Raw genomic sequence first — 20,259 nt, forward strand, 5'->3', positions numbered from 1 at the left:
CGGCCCGGCGAGGAGGAATCACATGACTGTCCAAACCCGGCCCGACGTGACCATGCTGCCCGAGCTGATCCACGCGCGGGTCGACACCACACCGCAGGCGACCGCTGTCGTCTGCGGCGACCGCCGGCTCAGCTACGCCGAACTGTGGCACCGCGCCGGGATCACGGCCACCCGGCTGCGCCGGGCCGGGGCCCGGCCCGGCCAGCGCGTCGCGGTGTGCCTCGACCGGGACATCGAGCTCCTGGTGACGCTCCTGGGCATTCTGCGGGCCGGCGCCGCGTACCTGCCCCTGGACCCCGAGCACCCGGCCGAGCGGCTGGCCGGCACCGTCGAGGACTCCGGCGCCTCACTGATCGTGGCCCGCGGTGTGCCCTCGTGGCTGCCCGACGGGGTCCGCACACTGTCGCCCGACGCGACCGCCGAGCCGGCGGCCGACGGCCCGGTCACCGGGGCCCATCCGGCCTACACCATCTACACCTCCGGATCCACCGGGCGGCCCAAGGGCGTGGTCATCTCGCATCGGGCCCTCGCCAACTTCATGCGGTCCATGCAGGAGAGCCTGCCGCTCGGCGAAGGCTCCACGATGGCCGCCGTGACGACGGTGTCGTTCGACATCGCCGCGCTCGAGCTGTTCCTGCCGTTGCTCTGCGGCGCCCGCGTCGTGATCGCCCGGGCCGCGGAGGCCACCGACCCGGTCGCGCTGGCCGCGCTGATGGAACGCCACGGCGCCACCGCCATGCAGGCGACCCCGGCGACCTGGCAGATGCTGCGCTCGATCGGATGGCGGGCGCCGGAGGGCTTCCTGCTGCTCTGCGGCGGCGAACGCCTTCCGGCCGACCTCGGCGCGTGGCTGACGTCGTTCCCCGGCGGCCAGGCCTGGGACCTGTACGGCCCCACCGAGACGACGATCTGGTCGACCGCGGCCCGTCTCGGCCCGGGCGGCCGCGTGGCGCACTGGGCGCCGCTGCTCAACACCGACATCCGGATCCTCGACGAGAAGCTGGCCCCGGTGGCCGGCGGCGAGGCCGGGGAGCTGTGCATCGGCGGCGACGGGCTCGCCGACGGGTACGTCGACCGGCCCGATCTGACCGCCGACAAGTTCCGGCCCGACCCGTACGCGGACCGGCCCGGCGGGCGGCTCTACCGCACCGGCGACCTGGCCCGGCGGCGCCGGGACGGCAGCGTCGAGATCATCGACCGGATCGACAACCAGGTCAAGATCCGGGGCTACCGGGTCGAACTGGGCGAGATCGAGACCGCGCTCGCCGCACACGCCGGCGTCGGCCAGGCCGTGGTCCACCCCGTCACAGGGGCCGCCGGCGGGAAGCTCCTCGCCGCGTACGTCATACCCACCGGAACCCCGCCGGACCCCGCCGAGCTGACCGCGTGGCTGGCGGCGAAGCTACCGGCGTACATGCTGCCGGCCCGCTACACCACGGTCGCGGCCTTCCCGCTCACCGGCAACGGCAAGATCGACAGGAAGGCCCTGGCCGACCTTCCGGCCGCTCCGGCCGGCCGGCCGTACGCCCCGCCGCGGAGCCCGGTCGAGCGGGCCGTCGCCGCGGTGTGGTCGGAGGTGCTGGGCCACGCCGGCGCCGGCCTCGACGACGACTTCCTGGAGCTGGGCGGCACCTCCCTGGCCGCCGCGCGGATGCTGGGCGCACTGCGGGAACGGCTGGACGCCGAGGTTCCGATGGCGCTGCTGCTCGAGCACGTCACCCTGCGCGAGCAGGCGGCGGCCATCACCCGGATCCTCGCCGAGCCGGGGCACGCGCCGGCCGGCGGCGCCGCGATCCCCCGGGCCGACCGGAGCCGCCCGATCCCGCTGTCCCCCGCGCAGCAGCGGCTGTGGTTCGCGGCGCAGCTGCGCGACACGCAGGCCACCGACCACACCGAGATCCGGTGGCGGGTGCGCGGCACCCTCGACCTGCCGGCCCTGCGGCAGGCCCTCGAACGGGTGGCGGACCGGCACGAGATCCTGCGCACGGCGTTCCCGGCCGGGCCGGACGGCCGGCCCCATCAGCGGATCCTGGACGACCCCGCCGCCGGGTTCACCTTCCGCGTGAGCCGGGACGAGCACTCGGCGGATCCGCTCGACGCCGCCCTGCGCGCGCCCTTCGACCCGGCCCACGGACCGCTCATGCGTGTCGACGTCGCGGTGTGCGGCCCGGACGAGCACCTGCTGCAGATCCAGTGGCACCACCTCGTCTTCGACGGCGTGTCCACCGAGCTCTTCCGGGCCGAGCTCGCCGCCGCGTACACGGCCGTGACGGCCGGGAACCCGGAGCGTCGCGCGCCGCTGCCGCTGCAGCACGCCGACGCGTCCGCGTGGCTGTGCGCCGCCGAGCCCGCCGATGCCGGCGTCGAGGAGTACTGGCGAGGACGGCTGTCCGGGCTGCCCGCCCTCACCACCCTGCCGCCCGACCGGCCCCGGCCGGCCACGCCCACCGGCGCCGGCGCCCGCCTGTGGCGGGAGCTGCCGGCGGAACTGGTCACCGGCCTGACCGCGACGGCGGCCCGGCACCGGCTCACCCCGTACATGGCCCTGCTGGCCGGGTTCGGCGTCACCCTGTCCCGCTACTGCGGCAGCCACGACGTCGTCGTCGGATCGCCGGTCACGGACCGGGACCACGCCGACCTCCAGCCGCTGATCGGGTTCTTCCTCAACACCCTGGTGCTGAGGCTCGAGGCCGACGGCGCGGCCTCCGTGCGGGACTACCTGGCCGGGGTACGCCGGACCGCGATCGGCGCTTTCGGCCACGCGAGCATGCCGTTCGACCGTCTGGTGGAGACGGTCCGGCCGGAGCGCTCCGGCGCGTACCATCCGCTGTTCCAGGTGCTCTTCAACCACGACGCCGCCGACCTCGACGGCCCCGGCCTGCCCGGCCTGCGGCTGACCGAGGAGCCGGTCGACCCGGGCGCCGCCCGGTTCGACCTGGCGGTCACCGTGCGCACCGCCGGCGGCGTGCCCGCCCGGGTCGAGTTCGAGTACGCCACCGACCTGTTCGACCGCGCGACCGTCGACCGCTTCGCGGACCACTACCTGCGCCTGCTGACCGCGCTGGCCGCGGCCGCGCCGGAGGACCCGCTCGACGCGCTGCCGATGCTGACCGCCGAGGACGAGGCCGGCCTGCGGCCCCATCACGCCCCGCCGCCGCGCCGTTCGGCCGGGCGGCGCGTGCACGACCTCGTCCGGGCCTGGGTGTCGCGGACCCCGGACGCGGTGGCGGTCTCGGCCGACGGCGCCGACGTGACCTACGCCGAGCTGGACCGTCGCGCGAACCGGCTGGCCCATCGGCTCCGCGGCCACGGCATGCCGGCCGGCGCGGTCGTCGGCACGCATCTGACGCCCGGCGCCGACCTGGTCGTCGCGATGCTGGCCGTGCTCAAGGCGGGTGGGGCGTACCTGCCGCTCGATCCGGCCCAACCGGCCGAACGGCGCCGGACGATGATCGAGGACGCCGGATGCCGGTTCCTGGTCGGCGCGCCACCGCCCGCCGGCGCCGGACCCGATCTCGTCGTGCTGCCGGCCGCCGAGCCCGGCCCGGGCGACGAGCCCGACACCGAGCCGGCGACCGATTGCCGGCCGGACGACCTGGCGTACGTGCTCTACACCTCCGGCTCCACCGGCGCCCCCAAGGGCGTGGCCATGCCGCACCTCGCGCTCGTCGATCTGATCGACTGGCACATCCGGCAGCAGCTGGCCGGTGTCCGCACCGCCCAGCTCGCGGCGATCAGCTTCGACGTCAGTTTCCAGGAGATCTTCATTCCGCTGGCCAGCGGCGGCACGGTGGTGATGGCGCCGGCCGCGATACGCGGCGAGCCGGATCGGATCGCCGCGTGGCTCGCCGCCGCCGGCGTCGCCCAGCTCATCACCACACCGACCATGCTGGAGCAGCTCTGCCGCTCCTGGCGGGAGCAGCCGGCCGGCACGCCGCCCCGGCTGGCCGAGGTGACGGTGGCCGGCGAGCAGTTCGCGCCGACCGCCACTGTGATCGGGGTGCTGGGCACGGCGGACGTGACCGTGCACAACCAGTACGGACCCGCGGAGACGCATTGCGTGACCGCCCACCGCTGCTCCAGCCTGCGCGAGGCCATGTCACCGCCGATCGGCCGGGCCGTACCGGGAAAGCGGATCTACCTGCTCGACCGCCTCCTGCGACCGGTGCCCCCGGGCCTCCCCGGCGAGATCTTCATCGGCGGCGAGGGCATCGCCCGCGGCTACTTCGCCCGCCCCGGGCTCACCGCCGAGCGCTTCCTCCCCGACCCCTTCACCGACCGGCCCGGCGGTCGCATGTACCGCACCGGCGACGTGGCCCGGCGCGACCGCGACGGCCTCCTGCACTTCCTCGGCCGGGCCGACCGGCAGATCAAGATCCGGGGCGTACGCGTGGAGCCCGCCGAGGTGGAGGCCGCCCTGGTCACTCATCCCCGGGTACGGGCGGCCGCGGTCGTGGCGTCCGAGGCCGGGCCGGGCGACCGGCGGCTCGCCGCCTACGTCGTCCCGGCCGGTGACGACAGTGTCGACCCGGCCGGCCTCGACGGCTGGCTGGCCCGCACGCTGCCCCGGTACATGATCCCCTCCGGCTATCTCGCCGTGACCGCGTTGCCCACCACGGTCAGCGGCAAGCTGGACCGGGCGGCCCTCCCGCCGTTCCCGTGGCACACCCGGGCGGCCGAACCGGTCGCGCCGCGCACCGACGCGGAACGCCGTGTCGCCGAGATCTGGGCGGACGCCCTCCAGGTGCCCACGGTCGGTGTGCACGACAACTTCTTCGCCATCGGCGGCCATTCGCTGCTGGCCGCCCGGCTGGCGGCCCGGCTCCGGGAGCGGATCGGGGCAGTGTCGATCCGCGACATCTTCGAGGCGCCCACGGTGGCCGAGCTGGCCCGGCGGGCGACGGCCGGCCCGGCCGTGGGGCAGGCGGTCGAGGACGCGCCACGGCCGGTGCCCCGGGACACGGCCCTGCCGTTGTCCTACGCCCAGCAGCGGCTGTGGTTCCTCGACCAGCTGCATCCGGGCGCCACCGACTACCACCTCGGCTGGGCGCTGCGGCTCCGCGGCCCCCTCGACGTGACGGCCCTGCGCCGGGCCCTGGGCCGCATCGTCGAACGCCACGAGATCCTCCGCACGGGCTACCCCGCCGCCGGTGGACTGCCCGCGCAGGAGGTGCTGCCGCCGGCGCCGGTCGAGCTGCCGACGTACCCGGTGACCGGCGCGGCGGGGCTGGACGAGGCGATCCGGCGCGAGTGCGCCCGCCCGTTCGACCTCGCCGCCGGCCGGGTGTTCCGGGCGGCGCTGCTGCGTACCGGTCCGGCGGAACACGTCCTGGTGGGCGTGGCGCACCACATCGCGGCCGACGGATGGTCCCTGGCCGTCGTCGACCGCGAGCTGGCGGCCGGCTACGAGGAGGCCGTCACCGGGCGTCCGGCGGCCGAGACACCACTGCCGGTGCAGTACGGCGACTACGCGGCCTGGGAACAGCAACGGCGGACGCCCCGCTCGCTCGCGCCCGATCTGGACTACTGGCGGACGGCCCTCGCCGGTGTGCGCCCCCTGTCGCTGGGAGACCGCCGGTCCGCCGGCCCGCCCGGCGCGGCCGGGGTCGAGACGTTCCGCCTCGATCCGGCGGACACCACCGCGCTCGACGAGCTGGCCGCCGACCGGCAGGCCACCCTGTTCATGGTCCTCGCCTCCGCCTTCGCCCTGGTGCTGGGCAAGCGTGCCGGAACCGACGACGTGACGGTCGGCGTCCCGGTGGCCGGGCGTGACGTTCCGGGGGTCGCCGACCTGGTCGGCTGCTTCGTCAACACCGTGGTGCTGCGCACGCGGCTGCGCCCGGCCGAGCCGTACGCCGACCTGCTGGACCGGACCCGGCGCGCCGCGACCGAGATGTACCAGCGCCAGCACGTGCCCTTCGATCTGGTGGTACGCCACGTCGCGCCGCGACGCGAGGCCGCGCACAACCCGCTCTTCGACGCCATGATCAGCATGACCGAGGAGTCCCGGCTGTCACTGCCGGGCCTGGCGGTCACGCCGGTGCCGGTGCCGGGGACCGACGCCTCCTTCGCGCTCGACCTGCGGGCCGAGAGGCGATCCGACGGCTCGCTGCACGGCGAGCTGGAATACGACACCGCCCGGTTCTCCGCGGCGGCCGCGGCCCGGATCGCCGCGCAGTACCAGCGGATCCTGCGGACCATCGGGCGCGACCCCCGGCTCGCCGCCGGGCGACTGTGAGGACGCCATGACGACCGGCATCGACAGCCTCGGCCGGCGGTTCTGGCGGTGGCGGGCCGTCCAGCAGCCGCGGTCCCGCGACGACCTGCCCCGCATCACTCGCCCGCCGGGCTGGCTACCCGACTGGCGCGGTCCCACCGTCCGGCGGCACCGGCGCGAACTGGCCGCCTTCGAACAGGCGATCGCGGCCTTACCTTCAACGTCCACAGTGGCCGACGTGGTCGACCTCGCCCTGCTCGGGTCGGCCACGGCGCGAGTCCGCTTCGAGCTCGACGTGGTGCGGGCCTGGCAACGCCAGCCGGGCTTCTACGTCGACCAGTCGATCGGCGTGGTCTATGACGCCCTGCTCCCCCGGCCGGAGTGGCCATCCGCGCGCCGCGCCGCGGTGCTCCGCGGGCTGCGGGCCGTTCCCGGCATGCTGCGGGAAGGGCTGGCCAACCTGGACGGGCACGTGGTGCCCGAGTTCGCGGCCGCGGCCGGCCGGGAGCTGGACCAGGTGGAGGATCAGGTCACCGCCACGATCGGGGAGCTGCGGGAGCACTTTCCGCCCGGCTCGCGGGCGGAGCTGACGGACGCCGGCACCCGCGCCGCCGCCGCTCTCGGCGACTACCGCCGAAGCCTGAGCACGCTGCGCCCGGGTGACTTTCCGGGGCCGCTGGGCGCGGAGGGCTTCGCGTTCTTCCGGCATCGGGTGGCGCTGCTGCCGTACGACCCCGACGAGATGATCGAGACGGGGCGCGCGGCCTTCGCCCGGGCGGTACGGAACGAGGAGGAGGCCGCCACGGCCGTCGCGGCGGGGCGGCCGGCTCCCGCGACGACGGCCGAGCAGATCGCGCGGCACGACCACGCCGAACGGGCCGTGCTCGCCCACTACCGCGACGCGGGCCTGCTCGACCTGCCCGGATCGCTGCGCGGCTACCGCGCGCTGCCGATGCCGGGCTATCTGATGCCGCTGTGCTGGCTGGCCGTCACCGACGACCTCGGCGGCTGCGAGCGCCCCGGCGACGCCGTCACCTACGTGCCGCCGGTCGGACACGAACGCGGCTTCTTCGACCTGGCCAACGTCCGCGACGCCCGGCTCGGCGTCCTGCACGAGGGCGCGCACGCCCAGCAGCTGGCGCTGTCCTGGACCAACCCCCGGCCACTGCGCCGCCGGTACTACGACTCCGCCCCCAACGAGGGCATCGCCTTCTACAACGAGGAACTGCTGCTGCGCAGCGGTCTGCTCGACGACAACCCGGACGCCCGGCGGGCCGTGTGGACCTTCATGCGGCTCCGCGCCCTGCGCGTCGAGGTGGACGTCGGGCTGGCACTGGGGCGCATGACGATCGAGGACGCGGCCGGCGCGCTCGCCGCCGGGGTGCCGCTCGACGACGCGACGGCCCGGCAGGAGGCGGCGTTCTTCGCCGCGACGCCCGGGCAGGGGCTGTCCTACCAGATCGGCAAGACGCAGATCGAGCGGCTGATCGCCGCCGCCCGCGAGCGCGGCCACTCCCCCGCCGAGGTGCACACGTGGCTGTGGCGCAACGGCAACGTGCCGATCGCCCTGCTGAGGTGGGAGTTGCTCGGCTCGCGCGACGAGCTCGACCGGATCGGTACGCCCGTGATGGCCGGAGGAAAAGCGAACGATAGCGCCGCCGCCGAGGCTGAGAACCATGACTGACGAACAGACCTACGACGCGGTCGTCAACGACGAGGAGCAGTACTCCATCTGGCCCACCGACCTGCCGGTGCCCGCCGGCTGGCGCGAGGCCGGACACCGGGGCAGCAAGGCGGACTGCCTCGCCTACATCGGACAAGTCTGGACCGACATGCGGCCCGCGAGCCTGCGCGCCGCCATGGCCGGCACCCACGTCGAGTGAAGGAGCAGCAATGGCACCGACTCAACGGCTGAACGCCGGCACCATCAACGAGATCGACATCCGGCGGGCGGACGGACGGCCCCCCGTCGTCACGGCACCGCCCCTCGGCGCCCTGGACGACGCCGTACGGTGGCTCTCGGACGCGCGGGAACCGCTGCGCGCGGAGCTGCTGCGGTCCGGCTGCACGATGATCCGCGGCCTGCCGATGACCAGCGCCGCCGACTTCGCGCAACTGCGCGACGTCCTCCTGCCCCGGCGGGCGGCCTACAAGGAGAAGGCGACGCCCCGGACGGACTTCGGCGAGGGGGTCTTCTCCTCCACCGACCTGCCGGCCAGCCAGCCCATCCGGCTGCACAACGAGAACAGCTACACCCTGGACTTCCCGGGCGCCCTGCTGTTCGGCTGCCTGGTCGCGCCCGAGCAGGGCGGCGCGACAACCGTCGGTGACATGCGGGAGGCGCTGCGGCTGGTGCCCGGTGACATCCGGGAACGGTTCGCGCGACACGGATGGCTGCTCGTCCGGCACTACTCGGAGCTCGCCGGGCTGCCCTGGCAGACCAGCTTCGGCACCGACCAGCCGGCCGAGGTGGAGGCGTACTGCCGGGACAACGTGATCGGCGCCGACTGGCTGGACGACGGCACGCTGCGCACCCAGCAGCGCCGGGCCGCCATCGTCACCCACCCGGTCACCGGCGACCAGGTCTGGTTCAACCACATCGCCTTCTGGAGCCGGTGGAGCCTCGAGGACACGATCCGCGAGGTGCTGACCGACACGTACGGGCCCGACCGGTTGCCCTTCGACACCTACTACGGCGACGGCGACGCGCTGAGCCCGGCGGACACCCAGGCCCTCAACGCCGCGTACGACGCGGTCACCATGCGGGAGTCCTGGCAGCCGGGCGACCTGCTCCTGGTCGACAACATCAGGTGCGCGCACGGGCGCGAGGCGTTCCAGGGCGCGCGCAAGATCCTGGTCGGCATGGGCGACCCGGTGCAGCTCGCCGACTGCCGCCCGGTGCCGCCGCCCGCCACCGGCCCGCACCGATCGGAGCAGTGATGACCTCCGACACCGGCACCGCCGCCGACCTGCTCACCCGGCTGGCCGAGGTTCCGGCCGACCGGCCGGCCCTGGACGCCGGGGGCCGCACGCTCACCTTCGGCCGGCTCCGTGACGAGGCGGGCCGGGTGGCGTGGTCCCTGACCCGGGCGGGCGTCGGGCCGGAGAGCGTCGTCGCCGTCTGCCTGCCGCGCGGTCCCGAGCTGACCGTCACCCTGCTGGCCACGCTGGCCGCCGGGGCGGCCTACCTGCCGGTGGATCCGCAACTGCCGGCGTCCCGGCGCCGCTACCTGGTCGAGGACGCGGGCGCCGACGTCCTCGTCAGCGCCGGCGACTTCGGCGACAGCCTCGCCGAGGACTTCACCTTCGCCGAGCTGTCCGCCGGCGAGGACCGGCCGTTCGCGCCGGTGCCCGTGCACCCCGACACCCTGGCCTACGTCATCTACACCTCGGGCTCCACCGGCGCGCCCAAGGGCGTCGAGGTGAGCCGGGGCTCGGTGGCGCGGCTGCTGACGGCCCTCGAGGAGGTGGGCATCGCCGGGCTGGACGGCGCCCGGGTCGGATGGAACGCGTCGCCCTCGTTCGACGCCTCCGTGCAACAGTGGATCCGCCTGTGCCGCGGTGACACCGTGGTGATGCTGGACGAGACCACCCGTACCGACCCGGCGCTGCTCGCCGACGCCATCGTGGACAAGGCGCTCACCGATCTCGACATCACCCCGTCGCACGCCGGGCCGCTCCTGGAGGCGCTCGGCGAGCGGGCGCTCCCGCCCGGGCCCCGGCCGTTCCAGCTGCTGGTCGGCGGGGAACCGATCGGGGCGCGCCTGTGGCAGGCGCTCGCCGACCGCGCCGAGGCCGGCGTCCTGCGCGCGGTGAACCTCTACGGCCCGACCGAATGCACCGTCGACGCCACCATGTGCTGGATCACCGCCGACCGGCGGCCGCACCTGGGTGAGGCGCTGCCCGGCCTGCGTCTCATGCTGCTGGACGACGAGGGCCACCCGGTGGCCGACGGCGACATCGGGGAGATCGTCCTGGCCGGCGCCAGGGTCGCGCGCGGCTACCGCCATCGGCGCGAGCTCACGGCCGAGCGGTTCGTGCCGGAGCCGTTCTCCGCCGGAGGAACGCGGATGTACCGCACCGGCGACTACGCCCGCCGCCGCGCCGACGGCGGACTCGAATACCACGGGCGCCAGGACCGGCAGATCAAGCTCCGCGGCTACCGCATCGAGCTGGGCGAGATCGACGCGGTGCTGGGCGAGCACGACGGCGTCGCGGAGATCGCCACCGTGGTGCTGCCCCGCGACGGCGATCCCTCGCTGGTCGCCTACTACCGGCCGGCGGGCGAGCCGGCGCCGGCGGATCTCGTCGGCTGGGCGGCCCAGCGGCTGCCCCACTACATGGTGCCGAGCGCCTTCGTCGCGCTCGACCGGCTGCCGACCAACAGCAGCGGCAAGCTCGACCTGTCGGCGCTGCCCGAGCCGGCCAGCACGGTCACCGCGACCTCACCCACCGGCCCGGTCGAGGAACTGATCGCCGACGTCTGGTCCCGGGTCCTCGGGCTCGACTCGGTCAGCCGGGACGACGACTTCTACGCCCTCGGCGGCCACTCGCTGCTGGCGATCAACCTGGTGGCCCGGGTGCGCCAGGACCTGCGGCGGCCGCTGACCCTGCAGGACGTCTACCGCCACCCCCGCCTGCGCGACCTGGCGGACTTCGCCAGCTCACTGCGGGCCTGCTGACCGGCCGGAACGCCACCGATCCCCGATTGGAAGACCATGACCGTAACGGTAAGCAGGGACTGCGCGTCGGCGCTCTCCGACTCCCTCAGCCACCAAGGTTTCGCACCGTTCTTCGGCACGCCCTGCGGCATCCTGGCGCCCCTGTTCCAGCGCCTGGAGGACCGCTCCCAGCTGGTGCCGATCGCCCGGGAGGACAACGCGGTGGGCATCGCCGCCGGTGCCTCCATGGCCGGGCACTCCCCCGTCGTGATGATGCAGAACTCCGGGCTGGGGCAGTCGGTGAACGCCCTCGCCTCACTCGTGGTGCCGTACGGCGTACCCATGCTGCTGATCGTCAGCATGCGCGGCGTGCCGCCCGACGACACCAGTGAGAACGTGGTGATGGGCCGGATCACCGAGAGCGTGCTGGCCGGCGCCGGCATCCCGGTGTCCTGGCTGGACGCCGGCGACGTCGACGAGCAGGTGGCCTGGGCCCGCTCCCTGGTCGTGGAGCGGCGGGTGCCCGCCGCGCTGCTCGTCGCCCCGGGCCTGTTCGGGTGGCGGCCATGAACAAGACCGAGGCCATCACCGCGGTGATCCGTACGACCGTCGACGAGCCGATCATCTTCACCACCGGCTACGCGTCCCGGATCGCGAGCAGCGTCGCCGACCGCTCCAGTCACTTCTACATGACCGGCAGCATGGGGCTGGCGGCCAACATCGGGCTCGGCATCGCCCTGTCCACGCACTCCACGGTCGTCGTCGTCGACGGCGACGGAAGCCTGGCGATGAACCCCGGCTGCCTGCTGAGCGCAGGCGCCTTCCCGGGGGCCAAGCTGCTGCACCTCGTCCTGGACGACCGCCGGTACGAGTCCACCGGCGGCCAGGCGGCGCCGACCGGGCGGACTGACTTCGTCGGCCTCTCCCTGGCCGCCGGCTACGGCCGGGCCCACCGGGTGGACGACGTGGCCGGGCTCACCGGCGCCCTGCGCGAGGGTCTGGGGGCGACCAGTCCGCAACTGCTGCACTGCGTGCTGTCCGACGCCCGGATAGGCAAGCCACCGCCGCGCATCGTGCCGGACCTGCCCCGCCACCGGGAGCGCTTCGCCGGCCATCTGGAACGAGTGGCCGCACGCTGAGAGGGCCGCACAGCCTCCGGGCTGTGCGGCCCTGGGCCGCCAGTCACCCGCGCATGAATGCGCGTAGTTCGTCGAGCGCCTCGCGCTCCCCTTCGTCGCGCGGTTCGATCACGATCTCCGCCCGGTCGAGAACGCCGATGGACACGGCCAGCACGCTGCCCAGCAGAAGCCGCATCTGCGGATGCCGGTGGTCAACGAAGTACCGCAGCATCGCGGCGACGAACTCCGGAAAGGCCACCGGGTCGATGGCGTACGAGTCGCCGCTTCCCATGCTCTCGGTGAGGCCGGTCGGCTTCTTCAGCATGTCGGCGGTGGCTTCGAGCATGTCGAGGTAGAGGGCCGCCACCCGGTTCGCCGGCGACCAGATGGTCTGGTGCTCGAATTCGAAAATGTAGGTCACGGTTGGACCGACCCCGCATCACCTGGTGCCTGTCGCGATCTTAGGCTGACCACGGACTCGGCGTGCATCCGCACGGTGGCGGTTTTCCCTTCAGGAACGGGTGCGGATGGATACGACAGGCCGGGTGCGGCGGCCGGGAATCGTCGGGCTGGCCTGCGGCATGTTGGCGGCCGGTGGAGTGTTGTTCGCGGCCGAGGTGAAGCTGTCCGGTGACAAGTACTTCACGGATATGCGCACTTACGAGCAGGCCGCGCACGACGGCGTCATCGAGAACGACACGGCGTGGGCGGCGGCCGGCGTCACCATTCACTGGACCATGACAGTGGTGGGTGTCTTCGTCGGGCTCGCGCTGGCGGTTCTGGCCGTCCTCGCCTTCTTCGGCCTGTCGTGGGCGCGGGTCGTCAGCTGGGTTTTCGGGCTTCCGATCCTGCTCTGGTACGGCGTTCTCGCGCTCCTCAACTTTCCGGTGGTCTCGGTCGTCGGCGACATGGCCGAGCCGGACCCGGCGCGGGCCGAGCTGGCCCGCCGTCTCGAGGAAGCCTGGCCGTCGTGGCTGGGCACGCTCGACGTCGTCCTCATGGTGTCGGTCTCGGTGTTGCTGATCGCCGCCCTGGTGTGCCAGACGGTGCCAGCCGCCGACGCGTACTTCCGAAGGAACGCGCGCGGGTCAGGGCAAGGTGACGACCTGAGCGGCGTACGAGAGACCGGCGCCGAAGCCGACGAGCAGGGCGGGGCCGGTCGTGTCGGGTAGGGCGGCCATCGCCTGCGGGATGGAGGCCGCGCCGGTGTTGCCGTTGGTGACGATGTCGGTGGCCACCGCGACGTGCGGGCCGAGGTCCAGGGCCTTGGCGGCGGCCGAGGTGATGCGCAGGTTGGCCTGGTGGGGGATGAAGGCCGCCAGGTCGGCCACCGAGACGCCGGCGGCGTCCAGTGCGCGCCGGGCCAGGTCGGGAATGACCGAGGTGGCCCAGCGGAAGACCTCGGGGCCGGCCATCCGCAGGATGCCGGTCTCGTCGTACCGCAGAACCTCGCTCTTCGAACCGTCGGCGCCCCACACCACCGGGCCGATGCCGCAGGTCTCGGCCGGGCCGACGACCACCGCGCCGGCACCGTCGCCGAAGAGGAACGCTGTGCCGCGGTCGCGCTCGTCGATGATGTCGGTCATGCGTTCGGCGCCGACCAGCACCACGTAGCCGGCCGCGCCGGCGCGGACGAGCGCGTCGGCGGTCGCCAGCGCGTACGGGAATCCGGCGCACGCCGCTCCCAGATCCATCGCGGCGGCCGCGGTGGCGCCGAGCGCGCCGGCCACCAGCGGGGCCGTGGTGGTGGCGCGGCCGCGGTGGGACATCGTCGCCACCAGGACGGCCGAGACGTCGCGCGGATCGACGCCGGCGCCGGCCAGCGCCTTGGAGGCGGCCGCCGCGGCCATCATGACCAGATCCTCGTCGGGTGCGGCGCGCCGGCGCGACTCGATGCCGCAGCGGCGGCGGATCCACTCGTCGCTCGAGTCGATCAGGGCGGCGATCGTCTCGTTGCCCACCTCGGTCCGCGGGCGGTAGGTGGCGACGCTGAGGATGCGCGACCCGGGGTGACCGGCGCGGCGCTGCAAGGGTTGGCCCATGGCAGGTATACAAGCATGCCTGGCTGGGCGCCCTTTGGTTCTCTTATTCCTCGCCGGTAACCAAGCTTTCCGGCGAGCTCAGGCGCCGCAGCGCAGCGACGGCATGCGGGTTTCCCACACGCGCTGAGATGTCCAGCCAGGCATATGCGACGTTGGACCGGCGAGCGAGCTTCGCGTACAGGTCGTCCGGCATGCGGCTGAACGGCTCGTTCCGGGCGACTCCGACGAGCCACGTCGCCCCGCTGAACAGGTCTCGCTCGAGCTGGCCGGATGGCCAGGCCACGTGTCCCGCGAAGATCCGGATCTTGGTGAACCATTCTCCGACCGTCTCGAACTGTTCCGCGCCGACCTCGAGGGTGTAGACGTTGCCCGTCACGTGATAAGACCACGGCGGGTGATCCCGGTCGGCTCGCAGCCAGCCCAGGCAGATCCATCGATCGGGCGACTGGTCACCACCGGAAAAGATGCGTTTCGGATCGACGGCCAGGTCCTGCGACCCGGGAAGCCCGTCTCCGGTCAGCATCGACGTCGGGGCGTTGAGCACCACGCCGTAGGCGCCGTCGGGCCGATGACGGAACACCATGATCACAGAGGTGGCGTCCCGCCGGTGTGACATGTCCGGAGCGGAGATGAGGAGGGCCCCGCGCAGCCCATAGGCGGAGACACCGGAACGGACGTAGGTCAACGCGTTCACCAGCCGGTCGCTGCTGACACCGAGACGTCGCAGCAGATGAGCTGCGTGGCACTCGCGGTCCGCGAGGAGGCTCAGCACCAGATGTTCGACGCCGACCTGCCGATCGCCGCGGGCCGCCGCCTCCATCTCCGCTCGATGCAGCGACCTCTCCGCCTGTTCGGTCATCGGCGACACCGGCAACGCGGGCGTCTCCGATCCGGGCAGACTGTCGAGTTCGCGCCGCAAACGCTCCCCCGTGATGCCCAGCAAGGCCCACACGTCGGGGTCGGACCGACCGGCCTGCCGGAAGGCTCCGAGGAGCAGGTGCTCGGTTCCGGCCGGCTTGACACCGGAGGTGGTCGCCTCCTGCGCCGCCAGGGTGGCGACCTGGTCGAGAACGGTGGGTCCCGATGCCGGCAACCAACCCGGGTCGTCGTCCTCAGGCTGTCGTACGCCGGCCGCCGCTCCGGCGAGGTGATCGAGCAGGGTGACGTGCAGAAATTGGTAACCGCTGGAGGACGGGCTCATGAGAATACGCTCGTCGACGTGGGCCAAGAAGGCGCCGAGCGGCCGGGGGAACTGGCCCGAGAGGTACCCCCACATCACGGCCACGCGGCGACCGGCCATGGACACCAGAATGCTGGACGCGGACGCCCAAAGTGCGATGACGCCCGGTCCGATGGAGATGGCCAGAACTTGCTGGGCGACGTGGGATGACGCCAATGGCCCGTGGGCCACCACGAGCGACACCCAAGGGATGACGGCCAGGACGATGATCGCGCCGGCGTCCTTCAGAACGTCGTCCAGGCCGGTGTTCGGGCGGAAGGCATCCGCGTCGCGGGCCGGGTCAGAGTAGCGGCCAAGCACCAGAGCGATCAGGATTCCCACCGGCCCGAAGAGATTGAGTGGGATGAGGCCGGCGGCCAATCCGGGCTGCCCGTAGAAGACACCGACACCGAAGCCGACGAACAGTCCAGCGATGAAGAGATAGATGGTTGGCAGCAGGGTGTACCAGATGGGGAACCGCACCGTGCGCCTGCGGCCGATGCCGCTCCACCCGGCCACCAAGCACAGGAGGATCGACACCGCAGTGACTGTCGTTCCGGCGATACCGGCGTCCAGATGGCGCAGAAGCATCACGCCGCCGGCGACGACCAGCAGGCTCCAAGCCGTCGCCATGACGGTCACCATGCCCATGACTTGCGAATTCGGGAGCCATTCCGGGCCGAGGTCCCGCTTGTCGAACTCGACACGTCCGTGTGCGCTCATGACCCGGGCCATCAGCCTGAGCCACAGTTCGGTACGGGCCGGCGGAAAACGCCGGTCGCCGAAGCGCTCGAGTTTCGCGAAACGACGGCGGTCGAGCATCTGCGTGACGTACTGCTCCCACAGCTGGTCGAGCCGCTGGCTCGCGGACCCTTTCAGAAGCTCCGGGCCCGGGGTTCGACCCCGGTAGGCCAGAATCGCGACGACGAGCGCCAGAGGGTCCTGGAAGAGCTTGAGCAGGGTGCGATCCTTCAGACAGGCCGCGCGCAGCCCCTCGGCCTCCGGCCCGGCATCAGCCAGACAACGGCCGATCTGTCCGCTTGTCAGGGGGAGGATCTCCACAGCCAGATCGAAGTGCAGGCGAGATCGTAGCTGGAAGTACTCGGCCTTCCGGCTGGCCACCACCATGCCGAAGGTGTAGCGATTGAGTCGGCTCAACATCTGCACACACGTGTCCCGAGCACCGGAGTCGGGTATCTCGTCCAGCCCGTCGAGCAGAAGGACCAGTGGCGAGTTGTTCGCGGTCAGCCACTGCTCGTCCAGGACCCGGTAACGCTTCAAGATCTCGGATCCCAACCAGTCCAGCACGCTGTGCACCGATGTCCCGATGCGAGCCCAGTTCGCCTCCGAAAGCGGTAGCAGAACAGGAACCGGAGCCGATTCATCGGCATCCGCCGCATCGAGCAATGCTTCGAGAAGGTGCAGCAGTTGGGTCGTCTTACCCGCCCCCGGACGTCCCACGATCAGCAACCGGCGTTCGGCCTCGTCCCGGTCGAAGACGAACTCCAGTGACGAGACCGAGAGCACTCTCGATTCCTTCTCCCGGACCTCGACCTCGCCGTTCAGGGCACCCGGTGCCGTGGCGAAACCAAGACGCAAAGGCACACGCTTCTCGAGGGAGTTGGCCAGAACCTGGTTGACCCAGATGCCTCGGACTCTCTTCCGGAGATCTGTCAGGCTGCGGTCCCGGTTGCTGAAGCTGCGTTCCACCAGCTCCGGGTCTCCCTGCTCGGCTGTGTCGGCCGACTTTCCCCGCGCGGTGATCAGCGCCAGCAGGACCGACACCACCACGAACAGCACGACGCCGACGAACAGATTGCTGCGCATCCATCTCTGTCCGGGCAGGAGGGGATTTTGGGCATTCCAGTCGGCGAGCGGCCCGAAGTAGGCGAGGACCGATGCGGAGATCGCAGCGGTCAGCACGATCCCGAATCGGGAGCGCCGATCGCCCCGGGGCCTCTGTGCCAATGCCGCTCCTCACCACGCCTGCCACCTGATATTGACGCTAATCAGGGCCGCGGCACGCCCCCATCCCCCGAAGCGGCATGCGCGCCTCCGCGAAGAGGCTGGGCGCGGAGGTGAGCTACGGCAGGGCGCGGCGGAGTCGGGCGGCGCCGCGCAGGGCCTGGTGGTCGGTGACTGTGGGGTCGGCGTCGACGGCGTCGCCGGACAGGCCGGTGAAGTGGTCGCGGCTGAGGAAGATGTAGTCCAGCTTGGTGTCGGGGCGGTCGGCGGGTGGCTTCCACTGGTCGTACGTCGCCTCGCCGCTTCGGCAGTCGGCGCAGGGCGCGCCGACCTCGGCGAAGCGGGTGTAGAGGTGGTCGAGGGTCTCGTCGCCGGGTTCCACGTTGAGGTCGCCGCCGAGGACGACCGGGATGCCGGCGTCGAGCCACGGGTTCACGATCTTCTCGACCTGGTCCGCCTGGTAGCGGTTGGCCGCCGGGTCGGAGGCGGTCCAGTGGGTGGAGCAGACCCGGATCGTCGTGCCCTGGGCGGTGGTGTCGCCGCACAGCAGGTAGTACTGCTCCCCCACGGCGCCGGGCGGGTCGAGTCGCCGGGCGGGCAGCGGGCTCAGGTTGCGGGCGAACAGCGCCAGGCCCGCGTCGGCCGAGCCGGCGCCGCCGTCAACCCGGCAGTTGGCTGTCGTCGCGGTCCGGACGAACAGACCGGTATAGCCGGACGTTTCGAGTTTTTCGTCCATGGCGTCGTACTGGTTGCGGCAGACCTCGTTCAGAAAGACGGCGTCGGGGTTCCATTCGGCCACCTGCCGTTCCACCTCACCGGCGCGCGCCGGCACTTCGCCGCGGGAGGCGTTCGTCATGTCGTCGGTGCACAGGAACGCCCGGCTGCCGCCGGAACCGCAGATGTTGTAGGCCAGGAAGCGCAGCCCGGGCGGCTGAGCGACCTCGGCGCCGTCCCTTTCCGGTGTCATGGCGATCACACCGGCGGCCGCGCAGGCGAGAACCGCGAATCGGGCCGCCCACCGGCGCGTTTGCCTGCGCATCGGTCACGTCATACCCGCTGGGTGCTTACGGCAACCGCGCACCTTTTGTACATGAGATTGACTCGCAGTTTGCTTGTAGTTAACCTCCCTTCCGCTGTGTGGTCCGGCTGCGCCCATAGCGGACAACGGGGGAGCCACTTGTGACTATCGAAAGTTTGTCTCGCCGCGGCGGTTGCCGGTGATCGCCCTGCGCGTCTACCGCGTGTTTCCGAAGGCGTACCGCCTGCGGATCCTCGAAGTGCTGCCGCCCCACCGGCAGCTCTGGCTGGTCCGCCGGCTCACCCGGCAGAGCAAACTGCCCAAGGCGGCCCAGCCCGGGCAGGTCGTCAAGGCCCGCGACGCCGGCCGGACCGTGCACGCGACGGTCGCGCCCTCCATGACGCCGGCCGACGCGTGGCGGCGCAACCTCGACGCCGTGACCGCTGTGCTGGACCGGGCCGGCATCGACTACTTCTGCGTGCGCCCAGCCATCGAGCTGCACAGCTCGGTGGCCGTGAACCGCCGCGACCGCGACCGCACCCTCGAGGCTCTGCGGTCGGCCCCCGAGCTTCGGAGCGCGGTCGTGCGCCCGGGCGAGGTCGGCGAGCAGGGCTTCCGGGTCAGCAAGTCGGGCAAGAGCGGCGTGCAGGTCTACTTCCCCGCCACCGACCCCTACGGCACCACGGTGCTGGGCAGCGGCTCCGCCTGTGAGGTCGAGTTCTGGCGTACGGTCAAGGGCTCCGGCGGCGCGCCCGACATGATCGCCGCCCCGCGCCGTAACCGGGTCGCCGAGGCGCTGCCCGCGGCCGCCGAGTACCACCAGGTGCCGCCGGTGGCGCTCAGCTCGATGATGCCGCTGTCCGACAGCCGGCCCCGCTACCGGTCGCGGTCCGAGTTCAGCGCCGTGCCGGTCGAGGACGTCCGCTTCCCGATCGACGTCGTCTACACGTGGGTCGACGGCAGCGACCCGGACTGGATGCAGCGCAAGAACGCGGCCCTGGCGGCGATCGGCCAGGAGCAGATCAACACGATCGCCACCAACGCGTCCCGGTTCGTCAGCCGGGACGAGCTGAAGTACTCGCTGCGCTCGATCGTCACGTACGCGCCCTGGGTGCGCCGCATCTTCCTGGTCACCGACGACCAGATCCCGCCGTGGCTGGACGACTCGGATCCCCGCCTCACCGTGATCAGCCACCGCGAGCTGTTCGGCGGCACCGGCGTGCTGCCGACCTTCAACTCGCACGCCATCGAGTCGCGCCTGCACCTGATCCCGGGCCTGGCCGAGCACTTCATCTACTTCAACGACGACATGTTCCTGGGCCGGCCGGTGCCGCCCAGCGCGTTCTTCCACGCCAACGGCATCGCCAAGTTCTTCCAGTCCAAGGCGCAGCTGGAGGCGGGACCGGCGACCGTGTACGACGCGCCGGTGACCGCCGCCGGCAAGAACAACCGGCGGCACATCCTCGAGCAGTTCGGCCGCTCGATCACGCAGAAGATGCAGCACGTGCCGTACCCGCTGCAGAAGAGCGTCCTGCAGGAGATCGAGCGTCACCTGCCGCAGGAGGTGCTGCGGACCGCCGAGCATTCGTTCCGGCACCCCGGCGACCTGTCCATCCCGTCGTCGCTTCAGCATTATTGGGCGTACGCGACGCGCCGGGCCGTGCCCGGTTCGATCAAGTACACGTACGCGGACCTGGCCCACCCGTCCACCCCGGTCCAGCTGGCGTTCCTGCTGTCGCGCCGGCACTGCGACGTGTTCTGCCTCAACGACACCGACTCGGCGACGGTCGCGCTCAGCGAGCAGGCGGCGATGATGGCCGACTTCCTGCCGCAGTACTTCCCGTTCCGCTCGCCGTTCGAGCTGCCCGACGAGGTGACCGCCGAGCGGGCCGCGTTCAGCGCGACCGCGCTGGCCCGGGCGGCGCGCCCGCCGGTGCCGCGGCAGGCCGGCCGGGCCACCGCGACCGACCATCTGCCGGCCTGACGTGCGCTAGGAAACGGGACATTGTCATTTCTCCG

General features: G+C 72.4%; 13 protein-coding genes. 9 read left to right on the forward strand and 4 right to left on the reverse strand.

The genetic code is table 11. The features are described 5' to 3' along the window. The first annotated feature begins 22 nt into the window (after positions 1 to 22). Genes ACGFJ7_RS07895 through ACGFJ7_RS07925 form a run of 7 tightly spaced genes read left to right on the forward strand, consistent with a single transcriptional unit; the run spans position 23 to position 12,017 of the window. Positions 23 to 6,238 carry an amino acid adenylation domain-containing protein gene (locus ACGFJ7_RS07895; protein WP_392641476.1) on the forward strand — a complete coding sequence of 2,072 codons (6,216 nt, stop codon included), beginning with the start codon at positions 23 to 25 and terminating at the stop codon, positions 6,236 to 6,238. Between the two features lie 7 nt (positions 6,239 to 6,245). After that, positions 6,246 to 7,901, forward strand: coding sequence for a DUF885 family protein (locus ACGFJ7_RS07900; RefSeq protein ID WP_360244144.1), 1,656 nt, complete (start codon positions 6,246 to 6,248; stop codon positions 7,899 to 7,901). Then, on the forward strand, positions 7,894 to 8,100 hold the full coding sequence (locus tag ACGFJ7_RS07905) for an MbtH family NRPS accessory protein (RefSeq protein ID WP_360244147.1): 207 nt from the start codon (positions 7,894 to 7,896) through the stop codon (positions 8,098 to 8,100). The genes ACGFJ7_RS07900 and ACGFJ7_RS07905 overlap by 8 nt, the downstream gene beginning before the upstream one ends. 10 nt (positions 8,101 to 8,110) lie before the next feature. Further along, the gene (locus tag ACGFJ7_RS07910; protein ID WP_392641479.1) at positions 8,111 to 9,157 is read left to right on the forward strand and encodes a TauD/TfdA family dioxygenase; all 1,047 of its coding nucleotides are present in this window, start codon (positions 8,111 to 8,113) and stop codon (positions 9,155 to 9,157) included. Next, positions 9,157 to 10,899 carry an amino acid adenylation domain-containing protein gene (locus tag ACGFJ7_RS07915; protein ID WP_392641481.1) on the forward strand — a complete coding sequence of 581 codons (1,743 nt, stop codon included), beginning with the start codon at positions 9,157 to 9,159 and terminating at the stop codon, positions 10,897 to 10,899. The genes ACGFJ7_RS07910 and ACGFJ7_RS07915 overlap by 1 nt, the downstream gene beginning before the upstream one ends. A 36-nt stretch (positions 10,900 to 10,935) precedes the next feature. Next, complete coding sequence (locus ACGFJ7_RS07920; protein ID WP_360244156.1) at positions 10,936 to 11,448, forward strand: thiamine pyrophosphate-binding protein; 513 nt, start codon at positions 10,936 to 10,938, stop codon at positions 11,446 to 11,448. Then, a complete protein-coding gene (locus ACGFJ7_RS07925) occupies positions 11,445 to 12,017 on the forward strand; it encodes a thiamine pyrophosphate-dependent enzyme (protein ID WP_360244159.1) in 573 nt (190 codons plus the stop codon). The genes ACGFJ7_RS07920 and ACGFJ7_RS07925 overlap by 4 nt, the downstream gene beginning before the upstream one ends. Positions 12,018 to 12,060: 43 nt before the next feature. Here ACGFJ7_RS07925 and ACGFJ7_RS07930 read toward each other — a convergent pair whose 3' ends face one another. Then, positions 12,061 to 12,417, reverse strand: a complete 357-nt coding sequence (locus ACGFJ7_RS07930; protein WP_392641484.1) for a DUF6086 family protein — start codon at positions 12,415 to 12,417, stop codon at positions 12,061 to 12,063. 106 nt (positions 12,418 to 12,523) lie between these two features. On the opposite strand from ACGFJ7_RS07930, the gene ACGFJ7_RS07935 reads away from it, so the two are divergent. Next, positions 12,524 to 13,168, forward strand: a complete 645-nt coding sequence (locus ACGFJ7_RS07935) for a hypothetical protein (RefSeq protein WP_392641486.1) — start codon at positions 12,524 to 12,526, stop codon at positions 13,166 to 13,168. On the opposite strand, the gene ACGFJ7_RS07940 is transcribed toward ACGFJ7_RS07935, so the two are convergent. The 3 genes from ACGFJ7_RS07940 to ACGFJ7_RS07950 all read right to left on the reverse strand — a co-directional run bounded on the left by ACGFJ7_RS07940 (position 13,085) and on the right by ACGFJ7_RS07950 (position 18,261). Continuing rightward, a complete protein-coding gene (locus ACGFJ7_RS07940) occupies positions 13,085 to 14,038 on the reverse strand; it encodes a beta-ketoacyl-ACP synthase 3 (RefSeq protein WP_360244168.1) in 954 nt (317 codons plus the stop codon). The two genes, ACGFJ7_RS07935 and ACGFJ7_RS07940, sit on opposite strands and share 84 nt — an antisense overlap. A gap of 43 nt (positions 14,039 to 14,081) precedes the next feature. Then, positions 14,082 to 17,180, reverse strand: a complete 3,099-nt coding sequence (locus ACGFJ7_RS07945; RefSeq protein WP_360244171.1) for a YqgE/AlgH family protein — start codon at positions 17,178 to 17,180, stop codon at positions 14,082 to 14,084. A gap of 160 nt (positions 17,181 to 17,340) precedes the next feature. Further along, positions 17,341 to 18,261 (reverse strand): endonuclease/exonuclease/phosphatase family protein, encoded by a 921-nt coding sequence (locus ACGFJ7_RS07950; protein WP_392641488.1) that lies wholly within the window; start codon positions 18,259 to 18,261, stop codon positions 17,341 to 17,343. Positions 18,262 to 18,439: 178 nt separating this feature from the next. Between ACGFJ7_RS07950 and ACGFJ7_RS07955 the strand changes: the two genes are divergently transcribed. Beyond that, a complete protein-coding gene (locus tag ACGFJ7_RS07955; RefSeq protein WP_360244177.1) occupies positions 18,440 to 20,224 on the forward strand; it encodes a stealth family protein in 1,785 nt (594 codons plus the stop codon). Positions 20,225 to 20,259: the final 35 nt, after the last annotated feature.

This window comes from Actinoplanes sp. NPDC048988 (assembly GCF_043197815.1).
Classification (GTDB): Bacteria; Actinomycetota; Actinomycetes; order Mycobacteriales; family Micromonosporaceae; genus Actinoplanes.

What these genes read in the sequence shown, in the direction of transcription:
- ACGFJ7_RS07915 (WP_392641481.1), top strand. Translation starts at nt 9,157, where the DNA reads ATGACCTCCGACACCGGCACCGCCGCCGACCTGCTCACCCGGCTGGCC.
- ACGFJ7_RS07925 (WP_360244159.1), top strand. Translation starts at nt 11,445, where the DNA reads ATGAACAAGACCGAGGCCATCACCGCGGTGATCCGTACGACCGTCGAC.
- ACGFJ7_RS07940 (WP_360244168.1), bottom strand. Translation starts at nt 14,038, where the DNA reads ATGGGCCAACCCTTGCAGCGCCGCGCCGGTCACCCCGGGTCGCGCATC.
- ACGFJ7_RS07920 (WP_360244156.1), top strand. Translation starts at nt 10,936, where the DNA reads ATGACCGTAACGGTAAGCAGGGACTGCGCGTCGGCGCTCTCCGACTCC.
- ACGFJ7_RS07950 (WP_392641488.1), bottom strand. Translation starts at nt 18,261, where the DNA reads ATGCGCAGGCAAACGCGCCGGTGGGCGGCCCGATTCGCGGTTCTCGCC.
- ACGFJ7_RS07910 (WP_392641479.1), top strand. Translation starts at nt 8,111, where the DNA reads ATGGCACCGACTCAACGGCTGAACGCCGGCACCATCAACGAGATCGAC.
- ACGFJ7_RS07900 (WP_360244144.1), top strand. Translation starts at nt 6,246, where the DNA reads ATGACGACCGGCATCGACAGCCTCGGCCGGCGGTTCTGGCGGTGGCGG.
- ACGFJ7_RS07905 (WP_360244147.1), top strand. Translation starts at nt 7,894, where the DNA reads ATGACTGACGAACAGACCTACGACGCGGTCGTCAACGACGAGGAGCAG.
- ACGFJ7_RS07895 (WP_392641476.1), top strand. Translation starts at nt 23, where the DNA reads ATGACTGTCCAAACCCGGCCCGACGTGACCATGCTGCCCGAGCTGATC.
- ACGFJ7_RS07935 (WP_392641486.1), top strand. Translation starts at nt 12,524, where the DNA reads ATGGATACGACAGGCCGGGTGCGGCGGCCGGGAATCGTCGGGCTGGCC.